The sequence below is a fragment of the Stenotrophomonas hibiscicola ATCC 19867 genome (genome assembly GCF_000382065.1).
GTDB lineage: Bacteria > Pseudomonadota > Gammaproteobacteria > Xanthomonadales > Xanthomonadaceae > Stenotrophomonas > Stenotrophomonas hibiscicola.
The window spans coordinates 68,587-89,258 of record NZ_KB907503.1 but is presented as its reverse complement, the minus strand read 5'-3'; the positions used below and the strand labels follow the sequence as shown (position 1 = coordinate 89,258).

Sequence of the window (20,672 nt, the reverse complement as noted above, 5' to 3'; positions counted from 1 at the left end):
GCGCATGATAACGAACCTGTGGGCATATAGGCGTTATCATGCCCCCCCTTTTATTGCCAACAAGGCCGACTGAAATGACCGATTGGTCCCTCGACCAAGCCCGCAAGACCTACTCGATCCCGCATTGGGCGGACGGTTACTTCGATGTGGATCAGGCCGGGCACATGGTGGTGAGACCGACCGGGGCGGACGGCCCGGTGGTGTCGCTGCCCAAGGTGGTCGATGCGGCGCGTGCGGCGGGCGCCAAGCTGCCGCTTCTGGTGCGCTTCCCGGACATCCTCGGCCAGCGCCTGGGCAAGCTGCAGGCGGCCTTCGGCCAGGCCCAGCAGGACTGGGAATACAGCGGCGGCTACACCGCCGTGTACCCGATCAAGGTCAACCAGACCCGCGGCGTGGCCGGTACCCTGGCCAGCCACCACGGCGAAGGCTTCGGCCTGGAAGCGGGCAGCAAGCCGGAGCTGATGGCCGTGCTGGCGCTGTCGCGCCCGGGGGGCCTGATCGTCTGCAACGGTTACAAGGACCGCGAGTACATCCGCCTGGCCCTGATCGGCCGCAAGCTGGGCCTGCAGACCTTCATCGTCATCGAGAAGCCGTCCGAGCTGAAGCTGGTGCTGGAAGAGTCCAAGGCGCTGGACGTGAAGCCGGGCCTGGGCGTGCGCATGCGCCTGGCCTCGCTGGGCGCCGGCAAGTGGCAGAACAGCGGTGGCGACAAGGCCAAGTTCGGCCTGTCGCCGCGCCAGCTGCTGGACCTGTGGAAGTCGCTGCGTGACACCGAGTACGCCGACTGCCTGAACCTGCTGCACTTCCATATGGGCTCGCAGATCTCCAACGTGCGCGACATCGCCAACGGCATGCGCGAAGCCACCCGCTACTTCGTGGAGCTGTCGCGCCTGGGCGCGAAGATCACCCACGTCGACGTGGGCGGTGGCCTGGGTGTGGACTATGAAGGCACCCGTTCGCGCAGCTTCTGCTCGATCAACTACGGCCTGCATTCCTACGCCAGCAACATCGTGCAGCCGCTGGCCAATGCCTGCGAAGAGTTCGGCCTGACCCCGCCGCGCATCGTGACCGAGTGCGGCCGCGCGATGACCGCGCACCACGCGGTGCTGATCGCCAACGTGTCGGAAGTGGAAGAGGCGCAGGAAGGCCGCGTGCCGGACCAGCACGACGACGAGCCGGCGGCGATCCGCCACCTGCGCGAGATCCACGACGAACTGGACGTGCGCCCGGCGGTGGAGCTGTTCCAGGAAGCGCAGCATTTCCATGCCGAAGGCCTGGCCAGCTACGCGCTGGGCCAGATCGACCTGCCGCAGCGTGCGCGTATCGACGATCTGTTCTACGCCATTGCCCACGGCGTGCGCGCGCGCCTGAGCTACGACGAGAAGAGCCATCGCCCGGTGCTGGACGAACTGAACGAGCGCCTGGTCGACAAGTACTTCGTCAACTTCAGCGTGTTCGAATCGATCCCGGACGTGTGGGCGATTGACCAGGTGTTCCCGATCGTGCCGATCGAGCGCCTGGACGAGACCCCGGACCGTCGCGGCATCATCGCCGACATGACCTGCGACTCGGACGGCATGGTGGAAACCTATGTCGAGAACGAGAGCCTGGACAGCTCGCTGCCGCTGCACAAGATGAAGCCCGGTGAGAGCTACCGCATCGGCTTCTTCATGGTGGGCGCCTACCAGGAAATCCTGGGTGACATCCATAACCTGTTCGGCGATACCGACGCGGTGGAAGTGCTGGCCGACGCCGATGGCTACGCCATCACCCAGCAGCGCCGCGGCGACACCACCGACGTGATGCTGGACTACGTGGGCTACCGCCTGGATGAGCTGCGCGCGACCTACGCGCAGCGCGTGGCCGAGGCCCAGCTGTCGCCGGAACGCGCGCAGGAGCTGTCGGAGGCGCTGGAAGCCGGCCTGACCGGCTACACCTACCTGTCCGACGAACCGCTGGTCTGATGGACGGCGCCGGGCTTGCCCGGCGCCACCGCTGCCGATGAGCGCACGCGCGATCTTCCACCTGTTCCTGCATGCCGCCGTGCCAGCGTTGCTGGCATGGCTGTTCTGGCGTAAGCGCTTTGCCTCGGCGTGGCTGCTGATGCTGCTGGGCTGGATCATCGATCTGGACCACCTGCTGGCCGATCCGATCTACGCGCCCAACCGCTGCAGCATCGGTTTCCACCCGCTGCATACCGCACCGGCCATCGCGGTCTATGCAGGGCTGTGCGTGCCGAAGAGAACGCGGTTGTTCGGCATCGGTTTGATCATCCACATCGTGCTGGACGCGATTGACTGCTGGTGGATGCACCACCGTTGATGCTTGATCGATGCTCTTGATGCGTGTCGACCAAGGTCGACACCTACCGGGTGCACGATGGCCGACGGAACCGATGCACTGCTTTGGTAGATGCCGACCTTGGTCGGCGCTTTTGATGCGTGTCGGCCAAGGTCGACACCGGGTGCACGATAGTCGGCGGAACCGATGCACTGCTTTGGTAGATGCCGACCTTGGTCGGCGCTTTTGGTGCATGTCGACCAAGGTCGACACCTACCGGAAGCGCGTGAACCGGTAGCGGTGCGTCACCCCACCGGCAACCACACCGTCGCACGCAGGCCGGGCTGCGCATTCTCCAGCGCCACGCGCCCGCCATAACTGGAGGCGATATCGCCCACGATGGCCAACCCCAGCCCGCTGCTGCCCTCGCGCTCATCCAGCCGCACGCCGCGCTGGGTTACCCGTTCCAGGGCGTCTGCAGCCAGGCCAGGTCCGTCGTCACGTACTTCGATGCGTAGCTGTCCGTCGCTGGCTTCCGCTTCGACAGTCACCTGCTGTTGTGCCCACCGCCCTGCGTTGTCCAGCAGGTTGCCCAGCATCTCTTCCAGATCCGCACTGGCACCGGCGAACTGCAGCACCGGATCGATACCCACCGCCGTGAACGCAATGCCGCGTTCGCCGTGCACGCGTGCCATCAATCGGCACAGCGCCTGCACCACCGGCGCTACGCCGGTGCGCTGGCGGTGGTCAGCGGCCAGTCCGGCAGCCAGGTAGCGGTCGACGCTGGCCTGCATGCGGGCACTCTGCTCACGCACGGTGGCCCGCCAGTCTGCGCCGTCGCCGTCAGCCTCGGTGGCCAAAACGCTCAGTGGGGTCTTCAGCGCATGCGCTAGGTCCTGTGCACTGGTGCGTGCCCGCGCGACCATGCGTTGCTGGTGGTCCAGCAGTGCATTGAGTTCTTCACCCAGCGGTGCGACTTCTGCCCCCAGTCCCTGCGTGTCGATGCGTTGCGCGTCGCCGCGCCGCACCCGTTCCAGCTGTGCACCGAGGCGGTGCAGCGGACGCAGGCCGAAGTGCACCTGGCTGGCCAGCACCGCCAGCCACGCTGCGACCAGTACACCCAACGCGATGGCGGTGCGCTGCCGGAACGCGGCAACATCGGCATCCAGCGCGCTGCGGTCGGTGGCAACCACCGCCACGAACGGTTCACTGGCGCGCGGCAGGCGCACCTGCTGCACGCGTGCGCGCAGCGATTGCTGCAACGGACCGGTCAGGTTGCGCGTGGCCGGACCGGTGACCGCAGCGGGAAGCGTTTCATCCCACAGCGAACGCGACTGCAGCAGCACGCGGCCATCGGCACCGGCGATCTGCCAGTACGCACCGGAGAACACGCGCTGGAAGCGCGCATCGTTCGGTTCCTGGCGCAGCTGCAGCTGGTGGTCGGGGGTGACTTCCATCTGCGCGACCAGGGTCAGCATGTCCTGCTGCAGTTCGTGGTCCAGCCGATCACGCGCGCTGCGCTTGAACAGTTCGCCCAGCAATGCACTGGCCAGCAGCGAGACCAGCAGCAGGCCGACGCCGCCAGCCAGCAGCAGGCGCCGCCGCAGCGAGGATTGCCGGCTCACGGCGCGGCCAGCCGCCAGCCCTGGCCGCGCACGGTCTGGATCAGATCGATGCCGAGCTTGCGGCGGACCCGACCCAGCAGCATGTCCAGCGCGTTGGAGTCCGGGTCGTGGCCGCCTTCGAACACCTGCTCGCCCAGACGATCACGGCCGATCACCTGGCCGCTGTGGTGGATGAAGTAACTGAGCAGGCGGAACTCCTGCGGGCTCAGCGCCAGCGGCTGTCCGTCCAGTTCGAAGCGGCCGGCGTTGACGTCCAGCTGCAGCGGCCCGCAGTGCAGGCGCGGGCTGGCATGGCCATGGCTGCGGCGGATCAGGGCGCGCATGCGCAGCACCAGTTCGTCGGCCTGGAACGGTTTGGTCAGGTAGTCGTCGGCACCGGCATCGAAGCCGGCCAGCTTGTCGTGCCAGCGCCCGCGCGCGGTCAGCACCAGCACCGGAAAGCTGCGGCCATTGCCGCGCCAGCGCTCGATCACGCTCAATCCGTCAAGCCCGGGCAGGCCCAGGTCAACGATGGCCGCCTGCAGGTCCTCGATCTGGCCGATTTCCTCGGCCTGGCGGCCATCGGCAACCACATGCACCACGTAGCCGGCCTGCTCCAGCAGGGGCACCAGGCGCTGTGCCAGTGCGGCATCGTCTTCGGCCAACAGGATGCGCATCAGTCGTCGAGCTCCGTCTTCAGCAGCTTTCCGCTGCGCGCATCATAGTCCAGCTCCACCACCACGCCGTCGCCGCGCAGGATCTCCACTTCGTAGACACCATCGTCCAGCTCCACTTCCAGCAGCTGCCCCGGAAAGCGCTTGAGTGCATCGCGCACCACGCTTTCCAATGGCACGTAGCGGCCCTGCTGCACGGCACGGCGCGCGACCTGCTGTGCCGGGTCCTGGACGGGCGCGGCGGCGGTAGGAGCGTTGGCCAGGGCCAGCAGCAGGGGCAGGGTGGAGAGCATCGGGGCGCAGGGAGGGCTGTAGGAACAGGCGTGAGTGTGCCGGGGGTGACTAACAGCTGGCTAACAGTGCCGGCTAAGGCGCTGTTAATCACGGGGTGCATTGTGGCGTTGCCGGGATGGTCCGGCCACGAACACGAACAGGAGAACCCCCATGTTGAAGTCGCTCACCCTCGCCACTGTTGCCCTGCTGACCGTCGCGCCGGCCGTACAGGCCGCGCCGCTGGGCATGGCCCAGGTTGAACAGACCCTGCGCAAGGCCGGCTACACCCAGATCCACGAGATCGAACGCGATGATGGCCTGTGGGAGGCCGACGTGAGCCGCGCCGATGGCCGCTTCAGCGAGGTCTACGTGGACGCGAAGACCGGCGAGATCTTCGACGAGCACAGCGGCCGCGCGCTGCTGACCACCGAGCAGGTGCTGGCACGGGCACAGGCGCATGGCCTGCGCGAGATCCATTCGCTGGAACGCGATGGTGCGACCTGGTCGCTGGAGGCCCGCAATGCACGCAACCAGAAGGTGGACGTGCGCCTGAGCGGTTATGACGGCCGCATCCTGCACAGCGAGCGCGATGGCTGGCTGGATTGACGTTTGCCCATGTAGAGCCGAGCCCATGCTCGGCTTTGCGGCCAACCGTAGCCGAGCATGGGCTCGGCTCTACAGGAGCTGGCTTACCAGCCGTACGGCGGCGGGTAGTCCCAATAGCCCGGGCCGCGGCCGTAATAGCCGCCATACGGACCGAAGAAGCCCGGTCCCTTGCCTTCGCTCACGTGGATGTTGACGTTGACCCCGTGGGTCTTGCCTTCATCGGTGGTGTAGTTCTTGCTCAGGTTCAGCGTGGCGGCGTTGTAGTGGCTGTTGCCACCGTTCTTGGAATAGCCGATGCCGGTGGTGAAGCTGCCGGACACCTTGACCTTGTCGTCGGTGACGTCGGCGATCTTCGCGTCGTCGTGCACGCGCGGGCCGCTCTTGTCGCCGTAGTACGTGCCCGGGGGGTCCTGCTGCAGGGCCGGGTCGTTGAGGTAGCGCATCGGCGCCTGCGGCAGCGTCAGATCCAGGCCGGCCGCCTGCGGCGCGGTGGCGCCTGCGGCGGACTGGGCCAGCACGGTTCCCGGCAGGGCCAGGCACAGCAGCAGGGTCAGGGGGCGGATCATGACGGCGCTCCAGCGGACAGGTGGCCACGCAACACGCGGCGGTACAGGCCGACGCTAGCAGGGGTTGCTTGAATGATGCCTGTCGGCGCCGGATTGGGGTAGAGCCAGGCCGTGCCTGGCCGCAGGTCACAACCGCCCGAATCCGAACAATCCCTCCAGCGCATGCCTGCGCCGCTCGATCCGGGCCCGCAGCAGCTGCGCGCCGATCATCGAATAGGTGATGCCGTTGCCGCCGTAGGCCATGGCGAAATGCACCCGCGCCCCCCACTGGTCGTGCGGGCCAAAGAACGGCAGGCCGTCGGCGGTTTCAGCGAAGGTGCCGGCCCAGGAGAACGCTGGTACCGGATCCAGACGCGGGAACCAGTGCAGCAGCTGATCCATCAGCTTGTCGGCCTTGTGCTGCACGCGCCGGTCGCGGCGGGCGGGGATGTCGATGGCGTCGTCCAGCCCGCCGACCAGCAGGCGACAGTCGCCGGTGGCGCGCAGGTACAGGTAGGGGCGGGCGCTCTCCCAGACCATCGTGGTGCGCAGCCGGCCGAGCACGTCCGCATCGATGGGATCGGTGATGAAGGCGTAGCTGCTGCGGTTGCGTGCGACCCGTTGCTTGAGCCAGCGTTGGTTGGCATAGCCCATGGCCAGCACCACGTGGCGTGCGCGGATGGTGGCACCGGCTTCGGTACGGGCGGCCACCCCGCGCGCGGTAGCATCGAGGCTGTGCAGTACGGTGCGGTCATGCACATGGCCGCCGCGCCGACGCAGGCGCTGCAGTAGCGCATAGGTCAGCCGATACGGATCAACCCGGGCCGCCTGCCGGGTCAGCAGGGCGCCGCCGGCCTCAACGTCGAAACGTTCCCGCAGTGCCTCCGGGCCCAGCCAGCGGGCATCCAGGCCGATGCCGCGACGGGCATCGCCCTCGGCCATCAGGCGCGGCACGTCGCGATGGCGGCTGGCCAGGTACAGGCTGTCCATGCGCTGGAAATCCACATCCTTCAACCCGCGCGCCACGTCGCCCAGGGCCGGAATGGCCTCGGCACACGCACGGTAGGCAAGCGCGGCGGCGTCCTGGCCGTAGCGCTGGGCCAGTTCCAGCAGATGGGTATCGATCTCGTACTGCAGCAGCGCGGTGCTCGCGGCCGTGCTGCCCCAGCCGATGTCGCGCTGCTCGATCACCGCCACGTCGTGGCCATGCCGGGACAGTTCGTCGGCAATCAGCGCGCCGGTGATGCCGCCGCCGACCACCAGCACGTCGCAGCGCAGGTCCTGCTGCAGCGGCGGGAAGGCGTGGATCAGGCCATTGCGAACCGCCCACCACGGGTAGCCACTCTTCAGGTCCATGGGTCAGCCTGCCGGATTGATTTCATGCTCGTCCTCAGGCTGATCTGCAAGCAGTCGAGCAAACAGGTCGGGGAGGTCGCGCGCTACCGGGAGGGCGTACTGACGTTCCATGCCAATGAATGGAATCCGCACTACCGGCATTGCTGCGTCCAGTGTGTCGAATCCAAATCCCTCCCCGCCGCCGTCCGACGCGAACAGGAATATGCCCGGCGCGTATGATTCAACTTCATACTCACGATTGAAGTCGACCACCTCTTCCGCTTTCCAGAAGACAATGTAGTTGTCGCCAATAAATCCTTCGCCACCGTTGTGCGCCCTAAGGAATTCAAGGTAACTCTCGGGAAGTGCCACTCCCACGCGGGCTGACAGATCAGCAATGGCCGACATTTCAGCCGGGCCATTGAGGTGTCCCTCTGTCAGGTGATATTCCATGACTGCTCTTCCATGTCTCTCGGGGACTGGTTAAACCAGAAGTTTGCCTGCTGCTGATGAATGTCGCGATGGGGGATAACGTCATGGGCGGAGTCGGTTGGCGTCCACCATTGCCCGTAGATCAGGCCGTGGGCTGGCCGGTATGCGGGGTCTGGATCAGTTCGGACAGATCGAAGCCCTGCAGGCGCGCGGACGCCAGATAATGGTCCTGCACGGTGGCGTCCAGCTGCGGCTCGCGGGCCAGCAGCCACAGGTACTTGCGGTCCGGGCTGCCGACCAGCGCGACGCTGTAGTCCGGGGCGACCTGGATCACCCAGTAGTCGCCCTTGGCGAACGGCAGCCAGCGCAGGCCCTTGGGCAGGAAACTGACCTCCAGGCGCGCGCTGTCGTTGTCGATCGCGCAGGCCTCGCCGGTGGCCTCTTCGATCTCGCCGTCCATGCGGCAGCGGTTGGTGACACCGACGTTGCCGTTGTCGAGCAGGGTGTAGTGCGCCGACACGTCGGTGCAGCCTTCCGGTTCATGGCGCATTGGCAGGCGTGCGATCTCGTACCAGGTGCCCAGGTAGCGGGGCAGCTTGAGGTCGGCAACGGTCTTCAGCGGCGGGTGCTCGGTCATCGGCGGTCGTGGCAGGGGGGGGGCCTCCACGATGCCGATGGCCTTGCCATGGGCGGGTGAAGCCGGGGCGATGGCCGTGTCCAGAACGTTCCGTCGCTGCTGCGGCGTGCCCGTTGTCACCGGTGCGGCGGTATGCTGCCGCCAGCGCCGTGTTTTCCTGATCCAACCGAAGTGGAGGTGCCGATGTACCAGGTGATCCTGTTGAAGAGTGAATCCGCGTTCGCACGCGAACAGTGGCCGCAGGTCGATGATCTGGTCGACTACGAAGGCGTGTCCTACAGCCTGCGTGCCGGGCCGCGCCAGCCGCTGCCGACCGACCACGACTGGCATCCGGTGGCGGTGTACGCGCCCGATGAGATCACCGAGGAAGAGTTCCAGGACTGGTACGCGCTGCAGCAGCCGACCGTGGAAGAGCTGCGCCTGAAGTACTGATATTGCTGCGCGTCGCCCATCCGCCCTTTACCGCCTGTGCCGTATAGTCGCGCGCAGGCGCGGTGGTCCGCGCGAACCGGTGTGGCTGGCGTGTCTTCTTTCCTGCGATCGATCCGTGCACGGGGCCCCTGGTGGGTCCTGATGCTGTGCACCGCCCTCCTGCTGTCCGCGCCGGTGCTGGCACAGGATGAAGACCCCACGCCGAAGCAGCAGCTGGCGGATATCGATGCGAAGCTGAAGGAAGTCGACCGCAAGCGTGGTGATGCCGCGGCCATCGAAACATTGGCCATGCTGTCCGAGGACGCTTCGAAGGCCCGGCGTGACGCCGAGGCGCTGGAGAAGTCGCTGCAGCCGCAGCTGGACCGTCTCGACGAACAGCTAGCGCAGCTGGGCACGCCTGCCGAGGGCACCACCGAGCCGCCCGAACTGGCGGCGCAACGGCGCACGATCAACAAGCAGCGCGACGGCCTGGCCGCATCGGTGGCGCAGGCCAAGACCAGTGCCGTGCGTGCCCAGCAGCTGGCAGCCGACATCGACCAGCAGCGCACTGCGCAGCGCGCCGAAGACATGGGGAAGAAGGTCGCCTCGCCGTTGTCTCCGGCACTGTGGAGCAAGGTGGCCGAGCGCCTGCCCATCGATATCGCACGCGTCGCGCCGTTGGCCGAGCAGGGGCGCGATACGTTCGTTGCCGGCGTCCGGGCCAATGGCTGGGGCACGCCGTTGCTGGGCCTGATCGCCGCGCTGGTGATGATGTTCCCGCTGCGGCTGTGGCTGCGCCGCTTGGGGTGGCAGTTCGCCGCGTCCGATCGTGCGCCTGATGGACGCCTGCGCCGTTCCGGCCTGGCCATGTGGTTGTTGCTGGTCGGCACGATGCTGCCCGGCTATGCCGTGGTGGTGCTGATGGCGGCGCTGGACGCCATCGATGCCATCGCGCCGCGCCTGCAGGTGGTGGCCGACGGCCTGGAGACGGCCACCTTCCGCGCCGCCTTCATCGCTGCACTCAGCGCCTGCATGCTGGTGCCCAAGCGCCCGTCATGGCGGCTGTTGAACCTGGACGACACCGCCGCGCTGAAGCTGCGCAAGTACGCGTGGGGCGCGGCGGCGCTGGCCTGGCTGAGCACGGTGCTGATGGTCCTCGACCAGGCCACGCGCACCAGCGATGTCACCACGGTGGCGCTGGATGGCCTGATTGCCCTGACCTACCTGGGCCTGATCATGGCCATGCTGGTGACCCTGGCACGCCTGCATCGCCGGCAGACCGCCGAGGCCGAGGCCAAGCTGGAGGCACAGGCCGATGGCGTGGGCGCGGCCACGCCGGTGCGCCGCAGCAGCTGGCTGGTATTGGCACGCGTGGCGGGCAACGTCGCGGTGGTGGCCGCCATCGTCGCGACGTTGCTGGGCTACCTGAACTTCGCCAAGTTCGTGAACCAGCAGCTGATCGGCGGCAGCATCGTGGTGCTGGCAGCGACCCTGCTGTTCAAGTTCGTTGATGACCTGAGCACGTGGATGCTCAACGCGGACAGCAAGGTGGGCCAGACCATCCTGCTCAGCACCGGCCTGAGCGTGTCGCGTCTGGAGCAGGCCGGCGTGCTGCTGTCGGCGGCGTTGCGCACCATCGTCGTACTGATCGCGCTGCTGGCGCTGGTGGCACCGTTCGGCAACATCGGCGCGGTGGTGGAGCGCTTCTCCTCGCTGTTCACGTCTGGATTCGACATTGGCGGAACCAAGCTGGAGCCGGTGCGCATCGTGCTGGCGGTGCTGGTGCTGCTGGCTGGCCTGGCCGTTACCCAGCTGGTACAGCGCTGGCTGACCGACACCTACCTGCCCAAGACCGAGCTGGACCTGGGCGCGCGCAATTCGGTGAGTACCGTTGCCCGCTATGTGGGCATCATCATCGCGGTGATCTGGGCGCTGTCGGCGATGGGCCTGCAGCTGAGCAAGCTGGCATTGCTGGTCAGCGCGCTGTCGGTGGGTATCGGTTTCGGCCTGCAGGTGATCACCCAGAACTTCGTCTCCGGCCTGATCCTGCTGGCCGAGCGGCCGGTGAAGATCGGCGACTGGGTGAAGCTGGGTGACCAGGAGGGCGACATCCGCCGCATCAGCCTGCGATCGACCGAGATCCAGGTGGGCGACAAGTCGACGCTGATCGTGCCCAACTCCGAGCTGGTCACCAAGACCGTGCGCAACATGACGATGGGCAACAACCAGGGCCGCATCCAGATCCAGTTCGCGGTGCCGCCCAGCACTGATGTCGGCAACCTGCGGCAGGCGCTGCTGGATGCGTATACCGCGCACACCAACGTGTTGCAGCAGCCGGCACCGACGGTTTACATCGACAGCATTGCCGGTGGCCAGATCACCATCAACAGTTTCGCGTACGTGGCCAGCCCGCGGCAGGTGTATGCAACCCGCAGCGATCTGTACTTCAGCCTGCTGCAGATCCTGGCCGAGCGGAACATTCCGCTGTCGACGCCGACCGACATCCACATCACCCGCGACCCGCAGTAGTAGGGGTTGTTTTGCAGGGCTGCGCCCTGCACCCGCGGTAGTGCCGGCCGCTGGCCGGCAACTTCAACAGCAACAGCAAAGGCTGGTTTCCTGAGGGATGGCGGGGTGGGTCCGGTTGCGGGGGACGCCGTGAATCCGTCCCTGGAGGCTTGGCAGCCGCATCCATGCGGCTGACCCCCCCGCACCCGGCCCCACCCCGCCTTCGACAGTTTTCCGCGATCTGTCGGAAATGCTCTTGGGGTCAGATCCGTTTTCCTCCGGAAAACGGATCTGACCCCAGATTGATTTCGATATCTGACAGAAGTGTCGACCAAGGTCGACACCTACCGACAGCCGCAGGAATCTGTCAGAGGTGGGGCGGTGTCGGAGTGCGGGGTGTCAGCCGCATGGATGCGGCTGCCAAGCCTCCAGGGACGGATTTACGGCGTCCCCGCACTCCGACACCGCCCCGCCATCCCACGGAATGCACGCTGTTGCCGTTGCTGTTGCCCCGGCTTGTAGCGGGTGCAGGGCGCAGCCCTGCAAAGAACCCTACCCTCGCGGTCGGCTGCGCGACGGCACCAGTGCGAACGTATCCACCGCCAGCTTCTCGGCATGGTTCAACCACGCGCGGATCTCCAGATCATCCACTTCGTGGTCCAGCCCGAACGTCACGTTGATCTTGCCGTCGGCATCGGGCTGCACCCACTGCTGGGCCAGCACCACCTTGCGCTGCGACGACACTGCTTCGATCCAGAAGCCGCGATCCGGGCGCGTGCTCGCCACCAGCTGCAACATGTACTGGCCGGCACGGGTACGGCGGCCCTTCTGGGTGATCATGTGCGCCTGGCGCACGCTCGGTCGCGGTCCCTGGAACGCATCCAGCGGCGCATCCACGGCGATGCCGGCACGCAGGTCGTTGTCGCGGTACAGCTTGATGCCGTTGTCGCGGTTGACCAGCAGCGCACACCAGTCGCCGTCGGCCGAGCCGTCCTCGAACGCGGTGCAGCGATCAACATAGGCCAGCGTGTTGTCCGGATCCGCGTCATCGAACTGGCGCGAGGTGTTCTCCAGGTAGACCGACTTCAAACCCCAGTCCTTGTCGTACTCCAGCAGCACCGGTGGCTGCACGTGCTGCAGGCCGACCACCACCTGGTCGTCGCCGTCGATCTTCAGTTCACGCGTAGGTTCACCCAGCCACAGCGAACGGGCGAACGCCAGATACTGCGGGTAGTCGCGACCCTGGTCGCGTCGCGCGGCCACACTGGCGCTGGGCGCGCGTTGCGGGTCGATCAGTGAACGGCCGAAGCCCATCGTCTTCAGGTTCGGGTCCAGCAGGCTGAGCAGAGTCGCACCCGAATCCAGCGTGGTGCCGGCGTCGGCGCTGAGCTGCTGCGGCGCAATGCCATCGCTCAGGAACAGCAGCAGGTTCTCGCGCTTCTGCCGGGTCAGGATGTGGGTCAGATCGTTGGGCATCGCCAGGTGGTCGGAGGCGATCACGATCAGCGTGTCCTTGCCGTACGGGCTGGCCTGGATGCGTTCGACCAGCTGCGAGATCAGCCGGTCACTGCATTTGAGCGCGTTGAGCATGTTGATGTTGCCGTACTGGCTCTGGTAGCGCTCGCCCTTGCACGACACCGGCAGGTGGCCCGCCGGGTGGTGGGTGTCCATGGTGAGCGTGGTGAGCATGAACGGCGAGCCGGCGCGCGAGAGCTGTTCGAAGCGCTGGTAGGCGGTATCCAGCAGCACGTCGTCGTGCACGCCCCAGGCTGAGTAGTGGATGCGACCGATCTTTTTCTGCTGCTTGAACCAGGCGAGGTCATGCACTTCGTCAAAACCGTGGCTGGCCAGGAACTGGCCCTTGCCGGCGAACTGGCCGTTGGCTCCGCCCAGGTAATGGTTGGTATAGCCCTGCTGCTTCAGGTAGTCGCCCAGGCACACTGCCTTGGGCAGGAAGCTACCCATCCGGTCCATGCTGTTTTCATCGCCCTGCGAGGTGGTCAGCGGCACGCCGCACATCGACGACACCAGACCGGCGATGGTCCAGCCGCTGCCTTCGGCCGAGGCAAGGCCGCGCACGTCCAGCGACTTCGTGGCCAGGCGGTTGAGATTGGGCATCAGGCCCGGGAACACGTTCTCGTCCAGGTAGGTGCGCTCCAGGCTCTCGCCGTAGATCCAGACGATGTTGCGTGGGCGCTGCAAGGGCTGCGTCGGCACTTGATACTCGGGGGCGATGCGGGAGAAGTCGACCGGGCGCAGCTGCTGGTACAGGCGTTGGCCGTCGCGGGCCAGCGGGCTGATCATGATCGTGGCCACCCACACGGCCGCGAAGCCCGCGAACAGCGCGCCACCGTGGCCGGGCCGGCGCCAGCGCTTCACCCGCGTGGCGAACAGCGGCAGTAGCGAGACCAGCGCCAGCACGATGAAGCCGGCGATGTAGCCCTTGAAGTCGGAGACACCGGCGCCTTCCATGTCGGCGCCGAGGTGGTAAAGGGTGGCAGCGTTGAGCCCATCACCGGACAGCTTGTCGATCAGCCACCATGCGCTGAGCATGAGCAGCAGCAGCGAGAACGCACTGGCCTTCCACCACACCCATTTCTCGGACGCGAGGAACAACCAGCACAGCAGCAACAACGACAGCAGCAGTATCCAGAGCATAGGCAGCTTCGGCAGTGACGGGGTGGTGGTGATGGACGTCGTACCGACGCGTGTCCATCCGACCGGCGCTGCCGCAAGCACATGCATGTGACAGGCCGATGACCCGATAGTGCATGCACGAACCTGACTGAAATGTTTGTTGAAATGACGCGCGCGCAATCGCGCTCAGAAGGTAAAACGAGCGTGAAAGGCTTCGTTGGATTACATTAAAAACCGCATGAATGCGTGTTTTTTCCCAGATTCGCTAGCGATGCCCGCGTTCTTCGCGTGCCCGCGCACGACGGTCGAACAGCAATGCACTGGTTACGATGCCAAGGCCGAGCACTACGCCGATGAACAACAGAATCAGGGCGATGAGCGGATAGCCGAACAGGTGCCAGCCGGTGTCGATCTTCATCATCATCGCGGCGGCCATGATCAATGCCGCGCTGATGATGCCGGCCGCCACGCGGTTGGCGATCTTCTGCAGGTTCTCCATCAGCCGCGATTCTTCCAGGCCCGTCACCTTCATCTGCAGACGGTTCTCGGCCAGCAGGGCCATGATGTCCGACAGCTTGCGCGGCCCATCGCGCAGCAGCTGCTGCAGCTCCATCGCCTCGCTGGCGATGTTGGCTGCGGACAGTGATTTTTTCAGGCGCGCACGCATCACATGCTGCAGCTGGCGCTCGACGATGCGGCGCGTGTCCAGCTCTGGCGCCAGCAGCCGGCACACGGTTTCCAGGTTGAGCAGGGCCTTGCCGAGCAGGCTCAGTTCCGGCGGCGTGCGCAGGCCGCAGGCGGTGGCGATGCGCACCATGTCCAGCACCACGCGGCCTTCGGAGAACGTGCCGCTGGCGGCGTAACGCGCGATCAACTGGCCGGTTTCGCGCAGATAACGTTCCTCGTCGAACGCCTCCAGCCGCGTGCTGATGCTGATCAGGTCGTCAGCCACTTCCTCGCCGCGGCCATCGACCGCTGCGAACAGGATCTTCAGCAAGCGCTCGCGCAGGCGCGGCGGCATGTGCGCGACCATGCCCAGGTCGAAGATCGCCAGCCGTCCATCGGGCATCACCCGCAGGTTGCCGGGGTGCGGGTCGGCGTGGATCTCGCCGTGCACGAAGATCTGGTCCAGGTAGCCGCGGATCAGCGCGGCCGCCAGCGGGTCCATCGATTGTTCGGTGCGGCGCACATCGGGAATCGCATCCACGCGCACGCCGGTGGCCAGTTCCATGGTCAGCACGCGCTGGCTGCTGTAGTCCCACAGCGGCTGCGGTATCCACAGGCGGCGGAACGGCTTCAGATGCCGGCCGAAACGGGCCAGGTTCTCGGCCTCGGCGTGGTAGTCCAGCTCCTGCATCAGGGTCTTGGCGAATTCGTTGAGCCAGTCGCGCAGACGCACGCGGCGGCCCACCTGGGTCAGGTGGTCGGCGGCCAGCGCGAAGCTGCGCAGCGCCTCCAGGTCCGAGCGAAGTTGTGCGGCCACTTCAGGCTTCTGCACCTTCACCGCCACCTGGCGTCCGTCGTGCAGCACGGCCCGATGCACCTGCGCGATCGATGCGCAGCCCAGCGGCTCGGGGTCGAACGCGGCAAACAGCTTGTTCACCCCTACGCCCAGCTCCTGCTCGATGATGGCGTGGATGCGCTCGACGGGAATCGGCGCTACCTTTTCCTGCATGCGCTCCAGCGCCGTGGCGAACTCTACCGGCACCATGTCCGGGCGCGTGGACAGCATCTGGCCCAGCTTGACGAAGGTTGGCCCCAGCGCTTCCAGATCACTGACGAACTGTTCCGGGTTGCCATCTGCCGGTACGTCGGCCGGATTGCCCGCGGCATCCAGGTTCATGCCCGAGAACACCCCTGAATGGCGATAGCGCATCAGCAGGCGCAGGATCTGGCTGCGCCGGTTCATGCCTTTGACCAGCGGAGGATTGCCATTGGCGGTGGGCGGATTGCTCAAGCGGAACTCCCATGCGACGAAGACAGGTAGCGCCGGCCACGGGCCGGCAATGTCCGGATTCCGCAGTGTCGCCGGGGGGCGGTGGGCACGCGGTGAATCCGACGTCTTCCGCAGTCCACACCGGATCGGTCAGAATCCGCTCATTCCCTCTCTGGACTTCCCATGGCCGGTGCCAGCCTGTTCGCCCTGCTCGACGATATCGCCACCCTCCTCGACGATGTCTCGGTGCTGACCAAGGTCGCCGCGAAGAAGACCGCCGGTGTGCTGGGCGACGATCTGGCGCTGAACGCGCAGCAGGTGACCGGGGTCAACGCCAACCGCGAGCTGCCAGTGGTGTGGGCGGTGGCCAAGGGCTCGCTGGTCAACAAGGTCATCCTGGTGCCGGCGGCCCTGGCGATCAGTGCGTTGGAAGCGTGGCTGCGCAGCCGCGGCTGGAACGTGCCGCTGATCGTGCCGCTGATGATGATCGGCGGTGCCTTCCTGTGCTTCGAAGGCGTGGAGAAGCTGGCGCACCGCTTCCTGCATTCCTCCGACGACGATGCCGAGCGCCAGGCCGAACGCCGCAAGGCGCTGGCTGACGCGCAGGTGGACATGGTCGCGTGGGAGAAGGACAAGGTGAAGGGCGCGATCCGCACCGACTTCATCCTTTCGGCCGAGATCATCGTGCTCACCCTGGGCGTGGTCGCCACTGCGTCGTTCACCAACCAGATCCTCACGCTGAGCGTGGTCGCACTGGCGATGACCGTGTTCGTCTACGGACTGGTGGCGGGCATCGTCAAGCTCGATGACGTTGGGCTGTACCTGTCGCGCAAGGGCGGTGCCATTGCCGCCTTCGGTCGAGGCCTGGTGGCGTCGGCGCCGTGGCTGATGAAGTTCCTGTCGGTGGCCGGCACCATCGCCATGTTCCTGGTCGGCGGCGGCATCCTGGTGCACAACGTGCCGGCGCTGCACCACGCGGTGCAGGCCCTGGGCGGTGAAGGGCAGTGGGGTTGGCTGATCAGTGCTGCGGCCAACATGGTGGTCGGCATCATCGCCGGCGCCATCGTGCTGGCGGCGGTGACCGGGTTCCAGAAGCTGCGCGGGAAATGATCTGTAGAGCCGAGCCCACGCTCGGCTGCTCTACGGCGCTGCGTGCCGCCGCCCGAGCATGGGCTCGGGCGCTACAGCGTCTGCACGCTGGATCATCAGCCCGCCTGCACCTGGTTCTTGCCTTGCCGCTTGGCCGCATACAGCGCGTCATCGGCGCGCCGCAGCAGGGTCTCGGTATCGTCACCGGGCTGCCATTGCGCCAGCCCGGCGCTGAAATGCACCGGCACGCGCCGGTCCTGCACGGTCAGCACGCGGTGCGCCAGTGAACGTTGCAGGCGCTGCACGGTGGCCATGCTGTCGGCGCCCTGGGTTTCCGGCAGTACCAGAACGAACTCGTCGCCGCCCAACCGTGCGATGCCGTCGGTGGCGCGCAGCAGCAGCTTGCACACGGCCACCAGGTGCTGCAGCAAAGCATCGCCACCAGCGTGACCGTGCGCCTCGTTGGTCAGGTGGAAATCATCCAGATCGATCACCGCCACGCCCAGCGGCGAGTTGTTGCGCATGGCACGCGCCAGCTCACGCTGCAGCAGTTCGTCCAGGCCGCGGCGGTTCAGTGCCTGGGTCAGCGGATCGATACGCGCCAGGTCACCAGCAGCACGCAGCTCCTGCTCCAGCTCGGCAATGCGCTGCTCTGCGCGTTCCACTTCCTGCCGCGCGCTGGCCAGGTGATCGCGGGCCTGCGCAGCCTGCTGCTGTACCTTGCCGGTATCGCGCATCACCTCCTGCAGCAGCTGGTTGAGGTCGGCGATGCTGCGCGCCTCACGCAGCTGCAGCGCGTAGCTGCCGATGCGGTCATGGTACTCACCGGTGCTGGTGGCCATGCCATCCATGCGCTCGATGAACTCGCCCATCAATCCGCGCATCGCCGCTTTTGAATCGTCGATGCCCTGGCGCAGCAGTCCCTGCTTGTAGATCACTTCGCGCAGTTCGGCGCGGGTGCGCTCGACTGCTTCGGCTTCCAGCGGACCATCCAGCAGCTGGCGCACCGCCGCGATCTGGCCCTGCAGCCAGCTGCGGTCATCCAGCAGCTCGCTCACGTTCTCCAGCAGCAACGCGAACAGCTCCAGCAGCAGCGCCTGCTGCTCCTGCCAGCTCTCGGCACGCACACCGACCTGGTGGCCGAGTTCGCGCACTCCTTGTTCGATCGGCTCCAGTGCGGTACCCGGCTGCCACTGGCGGAGGCGCGTGGCCAGGGCCTGCGCCTGTTCGCGCAGGTCCGGGTCGTGCTGCAGCAGGGCCACCACCGCACCGCCCAGCAGCAGCCGCAGCTGCTCGGACAGGCGCAGGCTTTCCGGCTGCCCGTCCGGCGAATGCTGTTCGATGGTGCGGATGTACTTGTCGATCAGTTGCCGCATCGCGCGGCCGTAGCGCGGCCAATCGGCGCTGGCCTGCGCCGACTGCAGGCGGTCGCCCATGTCGCCCAGCTCGCCCGGCAGGGTGGCCATGCCGTTGGCGAACGCCGCCAGCAGCGGTTCCGGCGCGTCGGCGCCTGCGAACAGCTGCTGCAGGGCCACGCCACCGCCGCCCTGCAGCACCACGCGGTCACCCAGCCCATCGTCCACCACCGCGCGCACGCGTGCCGGCGGCCCAAGGGCGGTACCGGGGGCAGGGCGGTGGTCGGGCTGGTCCGTCATGGAGCGAATCCTGGGGGGCTGGCAGGGACTGGTTCCAGCATATCGGCGCGGCCGCCGACGGCTTGAACGGCTAGGATGGGCGACAGGATGCCGCAGTGGAGGTGCTGATGCGCGTGATGTTGCTGGGGGCGACCGGCCTGGTCGGTGGGCTGACCCTGCCCAGGCTGCTGGACGACCCGCGCTGCAGCGCCGTGGTGGCGCCCACTCGCCGCCCGTTGGGCGTAACCCACGGGAAGCTGGAGAACCCGGTGTTGGCCTTCGACGCGTTGCCCACCTCGCCCGAATGGGCGCGCGTAGACGCGGTCATCTGCGCGCTGGGCAGCACCATTGCCCAGGCCGGCAGCCGCGAGGCCTTCCATCGCATCGATCATGACTACCCGCTGGCGTTCGCACGCCTGGCAAAAGCACAGGGGGCGCAGACCTATGTGCTGAATTCCGCAGCCGGCGCCAACCCACAGTCGTCGATCTTCTACAGCCGGGTGAAGGGCGAGCTGGAGCGTGATCTGCGTGCGCTGGGCTTCAATTCGTTGACCCTGGTCCGCCCAGGACTGATCGGTGGCGAGCGCAACGAGGTTCGCCGCGGCGAACGCCTGGCACTGACGGTGCTGGGTGCACTGGGGCCGGTGTTGCCACGGGCATGGCGGATCAACCCGGCCAGCGAAATTGCCAGGGCGCTGGTCGAGGCTGCGCTGGCCCCGCAACCGGGCGAGCACGTGGTGGCGTCGCGCGCGCTGGTCGGCTGATGTCGCGAGCGCTGCGCCTGACCCAGCTGCTGCAGCTGCTGCGTCGTCATCGACGGCCGGTCGCGGGGCAGGTGCTGGCCGATGCGCTGGGTATCAGCCTGCGCACGCTGTACCGCGATATCGAGACCCTGCGCGAGCAGGGCGCCGACCTGCGTGGCGAGGCCGGCGTCGGCTACCAGCTGGCGCCGAGCGATACCCTGCCGCCGATGACCCTGCCACCGGCCGAGATCGATGCGCTGGTGCTGGGCCTGCGCTGGGTTGCGGCCCGTACCGAACCCGCGTTGGCCGAAGCCGCACGCGATGCCCTGGCGCGTATCGCGCATGTGTTGCCCGCAGCGCGGCGCGAGGCCTTGCGTGACAGTGGCCTGCGGGTGGGCCCTTCGCGTGCGGCGGCCAAGGTTCCCCCAGCTCGTCTGCAGGCCGTGCGAGAGGCTGTCGGTTCACAGCAGCGCCTGAATTTCGGCTACGAGGACGCGCACGGCCAGCGCAGCGAGCGCATCGTCTGGCCGTTCGCGCTGGGCTACTTCGATGAGGTGCCGATGCTGGCGGCGTGGTGCGAGCGCCGCGAGGATTTCCGCCATTTCCGTCTGGACCGCATCCGCCAGGCGCGTGTGCTGGAGGATCACTACCTCGTGCCACGCGCCACCCTGCTGCGACGCTGGCAGAAGGCGCAGGGCATCGCGCCGGACTGGTTGGACCGTTCGTAGCCACAGCAACAGCGGGGAGCGGGCGGCGGGGTAGAGTCGACTGTTAGTCGACTATCGCGCGCAGCGCGGGGTTTCAAGCGCGTTGAAGGAAGAGCAGTCGACTAACAGTCGACTCTACCGACAGACGAATCTGCTGACAGAATCTGTCAGCAGGCCCGTACCACCATGAACGCTCCCAACAACGGAGCTTCCCCATGTTCACGCCCAGCACCCTGCTGCAGTACGTGCGCGACGTCGCCACCAGCGCCACTTTCTACAGCGGCATCCTCGGCAAGCCGCCGGTCGAGCAGTCGCCCGGCTTTGCCCTGTTCCTGCTCGGCGATGGCGCTGCACTGGGCCTGTGGCAGCGCGACGGCGTGCAGCCGCCGGTGTCCGCGCAGGCCGGCGCCGCCGAACTGGCGATGGTGGTGGCCAACCCGGAGGCTGTGCAGCAGATGCACGATGCGTGGCGCGCTCTTGGTGTGGAGATCCTGCAGGCGCCGTTGACACTGGAATTCGGCCATACATTTGTCGGGGCAGATCCTGATGGCCACCGCCTGCGTGTGTACAGCCGCGCCGAGGGCATGGTCGCGCGGAATTGATCAAAGGAGGGGGGGCGGC

The 20,672-nt window shown here is 66.8% G+C and carries 18 protein-coding genes and 1 pseudogene; 9 read left to right on the top strand and 10 right to left on the bottom strand.

The genetic code is table 11. The features are described 5' to 3' along the window. Nucleotides 1-74: 74 nt before the first annotated feature. Together speA and G370_RS0116290 are read left to right on the top strand one after the other, a co-directional pair. On the top strand, nucleotides 75-1,964 hold the full coding sequence (gene speA, locus G370_RS0116295; protein WP_012512349.1) for an arginine decarboxylase: 1,890 nt from the start codon (nucleotides 75-77) through the stop codon (nucleotides 1,962-1,964). Between the two features lie 37 nt (nucleotides 1,965-2,001). Next, entirely contained in the window at nucleotides 2,002-2,322 is a 321-nt protein-coding gene (locus tag G370_RS0116290; RefSeq protein WP_019661547.1) for a DUF6122 family protein, read from the top strand. Between the two features lie 263 nt (nucleotides 2,323-2,585). Here the strand turns inward: G370_RS0116290 and G370_RS0116285 are convergent, their stop codons facing one another. From G370_RS0116285 to G370_RS0116275, 3 genes are read right to left on the bottom strand one after another with little or no spacing between them, the layout of a single operon-like run. Continuing rightward, a complete protein-coding gene (locus G370_RS0116285) occupies nucleotides 2,586-3,905 on the bottom strand; it encodes a sensor histidine kinase (protein WP_019661546.1) in 1,320 nt (439 codons plus the stop codon). After that, complete coding sequence (locus G370_RS0116280) at nucleotides 3,902-4,561, bottom strand: response regulator transcription factor (protein WP_019661545.1); 660 nt, start codon at nucleotides 4,559-4,561, stop codon at nucleotides 3,902-3,904. Before G370_RS0116280 ends, G370_RS0116285 begins: the two co-directional genes overlap by 4 nt. Next, the gene (locus G370_RS0116275) at nucleotides 4,561-4,851 is read right to left on the bottom strand and encodes a PepSY domain-containing protein (RefSeq protein ID WP_010482069.1); all 291 of its coding nucleotides are present in this window, start codon (nucleotides 4,849-4,851) and stop codon (nucleotides 4,561-4,563) included. Before G370_RS0116275 ends, G370_RS0116280 begins: the two co-directional genes overlap by 1 nt. A 151-nt stretch (nucleotides 4,852-5,002) precedes the next feature. On the opposite strand from G370_RS0116275, the gene G370_RS0116270 reads away from it, so the two are divergent. Beyond that, nucleotides 5,003-5,437 carry a PepSY domain-containing protein gene (locus tag G370_RS0116270; RefSeq protein WP_019661544.1) on the top strand — a complete coding sequence of 145 codons (435 nt, stop codon included), beginning with the start codon at nucleotides 5,003-5,005 and terminating at the stop codon, nucleotides 5,435-5,437. An 83-nt stretch (nucleotides 5,438-5,520) separates the two neighbouring features. Here the strand turns inward: G370_RS0116270 and G370_RS0116265 are convergent, their stop codons facing one another. The 4 genes from G370_RS0116265 to G370_RS0116250 form a co-directional block, all read right to left on the bottom strand. Beyond that, on the bottom strand, nucleotides 5,521-6,003 hold the full coding sequence (locus G370_RS0116265) for a hypothetical protein (RefSeq protein ID WP_019661543.1): 483 nt from the start codon (nucleotides 6,001-6,003) through the stop codon (nucleotides 5,521-5,523). A 126-nt stretch (nucleotides 6,004-6,129) separates the two neighbouring features. After that, nucleotides 6,130-7,338 (bottom strand): NAD(P)/FAD-dependent oxidoreductase, encoded by a 1,209-nt coding sequence (locus tag G370_RS0116260; protein ID WP_019661542.1) that lies wholly within the window; start codon nucleotides 7,336-7,338, stop codon nucleotides 6,130-6,132. Nucleotides 7,339-7,341: 3 nt separating this feature from the next. Next, nucleotides 7,342-7,770 carry an SMI1/KNR4 family protein gene (locus G370_RS0116255; RefSeq protein ID WP_019661541.1) on the bottom strand — a complete coding sequence of 143 codons (429 nt, stop codon included), beginning with the start codon at nucleotides 7,768-7,770 and terminating at the stop codon, nucleotides 7,342-7,344. A gap of 121 nt (nucleotides 7,771-7,891) precedes the next feature. Further along, nucleotides 7,892-8,386: a lipocalin family protein gene (locus G370_RS0116250; RefSeq protein WP_019336294.1), complete on the bottom strand. Its 495-nt coding sequence runs from the start codon at nucleotides 8,384-8,386 to the stop codon at nucleotides 7,892-7,894. Nucleotides 8,387-8,569: 183 nt separating this feature from the next. Between G370_RS0116250 and G370_RS0116245 the strand changes: the two genes are divergently transcribed. Both G370_RS0116245 and G370_RS0116240 read left to right on the top strand, forming a co-directional pair. Then, entirely contained in the window at nucleotides 8,570-8,818 is a 249-nt protein-coding gene (locus tag G370_RS0116245; protein WP_006474562.1) for a hypothetical protein, read from the top strand. Between the two features lie 141 nt (nucleotides 8,819-8,959). Further along, on the top strand, nucleotides 8,960-11,326 hold the full coding sequence (locus tag G370_RS0116240; protein WP_050563275.1) for a DUF3772 domain-containing protein: 2,367 nt from the start codon (nucleotides 8,960-8,962) through the stop codon (nucleotides 11,324-11,326). 531 nt (nucleotides 11,327-11,857) lie between these two features. On the opposite strand, the gene G370_RS0116235 is transcribed toward G370_RS0116240, so the two are convergent. Continuing rightward, nucleotides 11,858-13,963, bottom strand: a complete 2,106-nt coding sequence (locus G370_RS0116235; protein WP_026347200.1) for a phosphoglycerol transferase I — start codon at nucleotides 13,961-13,963, stop codon at nucleotides 11,858-11,860. Between the two features lie 244 nt (nucleotides 13,964-14,207). Further along, nucleotides 14,208-15,854 (bottom strand): annotated as a pseudogene (locus G370_RS0116230) (ABC1 kinase family protein); the annotation flags it as partial. Nucleotides 15,855-16,061: 207 nt separating this feature from the next. Between G370_RS0116230 and G370_RS0116225 the strand changes: the two are divergent. Then, nucleotides 16,062-16,988 (top strand): DUF808 domain-containing protein, encoded by a 927-nt coding sequence (locus G370_RS0116225; RefSeq protein ID WP_019661538.1) that lies wholly within the window; start codon nucleotides 16,062-16,064, stop codon nucleotides 16,986-16,988. 95 nt (nucleotides 16,989-17,083) lie between these two features. Here the strand turns inward: G370_RS0116225 and G370_RS0116220 are convergent, their stop codons facing one another. Continuing rightward, nucleotides 17,084-18,622 carry a GGDEF domain-containing protein gene (locus G370_RS0116220; RefSeq protein WP_019661537.1) on the bottom strand — a complete coding sequence of 513 codons (1,539 nt, stop codon included), beginning with the start codon at nucleotides 18,620-18,622 and terminating at the stop codon, nucleotides 17,084-17,086. 107 nt (nucleotides 18,623-18,729) lie between these two features. On the opposite strand from G370_RS0116220, the gene G370_RS0116215 reads away from it, so the two are divergent. The 3 genes from G370_RS0116215 (at nucleotide 18,730) to G370_RS0116205 (ending at nucleotide 20,653) form a co-directional block, all read left to right on the top strand. Continuing rightward, the gene (locus tag G370_RS0116215) at nucleotides 18,730-19,365 is read left to right on the top strand and encodes a Rossmann-fold NAD(P)-binding domain-containing protein (RefSeq protein ID WP_195670311.1); all 636 of its coding nucleotides are present in this window, start codon (nucleotides 18,730-18,732) and stop codon (nucleotides 19,363-19,365) included. Then, entirely contained in the window at nucleotides 19,365-20,072 is a 708-nt protein-coding gene (locus G370_RS0116210; protein ID WP_019661535.1) for a helix-turn-helix transcriptional regulator, read from the top strand. Before G370_RS0116215 ends, G370_RS0116210 begins: the two co-directional genes overlap by 1 nt. A 194-nt stretch (nucleotides 20,073-20,266) precedes the next feature. After that, nucleotides 20,267-20,653, top strand: coding sequence for a VOC family protein (locus G370_RS0116205; protein ID WP_019661534.1), 387 nt, complete (start codon nucleotides 20,267-20,269; stop codon nucleotides 20,651-20,653). Nucleotides 20,654-20,672: the final 19 nt, after the last annotated feature.

What these genes read in the sequence shown, in the direction of transcription:
- speA (WP_012512349.1), top strand. Translation starts at nt 75, where the DNA reads ATGACCGATTGGTCCCTCGACCAAGCCCGCAAGACCTACTCGATCCCG.
- G370_RS0116255 (WP_019661541.1), bottom strand. Translation starts at nt 7,770, where the DNA reads ATGGAATATCACCTGACAGAGGGACACCTCAATGGCCCGGCTGAAATG.
- G370_RS0116280 (WP_019661545.1), bottom strand. Translation starts at nt 4,561, where the DNA reads ATGCGCATCCTGTTGGCCGAAGACGATGCCGCACTGGCACAGCGCCTG.
- G370_RS0116250 (WP_019336294.1), bottom strand. Translation starts at nt 8,386, where the DNA reads ATGACCGAGCACCCGCCGCTGAAGACCGTTGCCGACCTCAAGCTGCCC.
- G370_RS0116215 (WP_195670311.1), top strand. Translation starts at nt 18,730, where the DNA reads ATGCGCGTGATGTTGCTGGGGGCGACCGGCCTGGTCGGTGGGCTGACC.
- G370_RS0116265 (WP_019661543.1), bottom strand. Translation starts at nt 6,003, where the DNA reads ATGATCCGCCCCCTGACCCTGCTGCTGTGCCTGGCCCTGCCGGGAACC.
- G370_RS0116205 (WP_019661534.1), top strand. Translation starts at nt 20,267, where the DNA reads ATGTTCACGCCCAGCACCCTGCTGCAGTACGTGCGCGACGTCGCCACC.
- G370_RS0116275 (WP_010482069.1), bottom strand. Translation starts at nt 4,851, where the DNA reads ATGCTCTCCACCCTGCCCCTGCTGCTGGCCCTGGCCAACGCTCCTACC.
- G370_RS0116245 (WP_006474562.1), top strand. Translation starts at nt 8,570, where the DNA reads ATGTACCAGGTGATCCTGTTGAAGAGTGAATCCGCGTTCGCACGCGAA.
- G370_RS0116225 (WP_019661538.1), top strand. Translation starts at nt 16,062, where the DNA reads ATGGCCGGTGCCAGCCTGTTCGCCCTGCTCGACGATATCGCCACCCTC.
- G370_RS0116260 (WP_019661542.1), bottom strand. Translation starts at nt 7,338, where the DNA reads ATGGACCTGAAGAGTGGCTACCCGTGGTGGGCGGTTCGCAATGGCCTG.
- G370_RS0116240 (WP_050563275.1), top strand. Translation starts at nt 8,960, where the DNA reads ATGCTGTGCACCGCCCTCCTGCTGTCCGCGCCGGTGCTGGCACAGGAT.
- G370_RS0116290 (WP_019661547.1), top strand. Translation starts at nt 2,002, where the DNA reads ATGAGCGCACGCGCGATCTTCCACCTGTTCCTGCATGCCGCCGTGCCA.
- G370_RS0116235 (WP_026347200.1), bottom strand. Translation starts at nt 13,963, where the DNA reads ATGCTCTGGATACTGCTGCTGTCGTTGTTGCTGCTGTGCTGGTTGTTC.
- G370_RS0116270 (WP_019661544.1), top strand. Translation starts at nt 5,003, where the DNA reads ATGTTGAAGTCGCTCACCCTCGCCACTGTTGCCCTGCTGACCGTCGCG.
- G370_RS0116220 (WP_019661537.1), bottom strand. Translation starts at nt 18,622, where the DNA reads ATGACGGACCAGCCCGACCACCGCCCTGCCCCCGGTACCGCCCTTGGG.
- G370_RS0116210 (WP_019661535.1), top strand. Translation starts at nt 19,365, where the DNA reads ATGTCGCGAGCGCTGCGCCTGACCCAGCTGCTGCAGCTGCTGCGTCGT.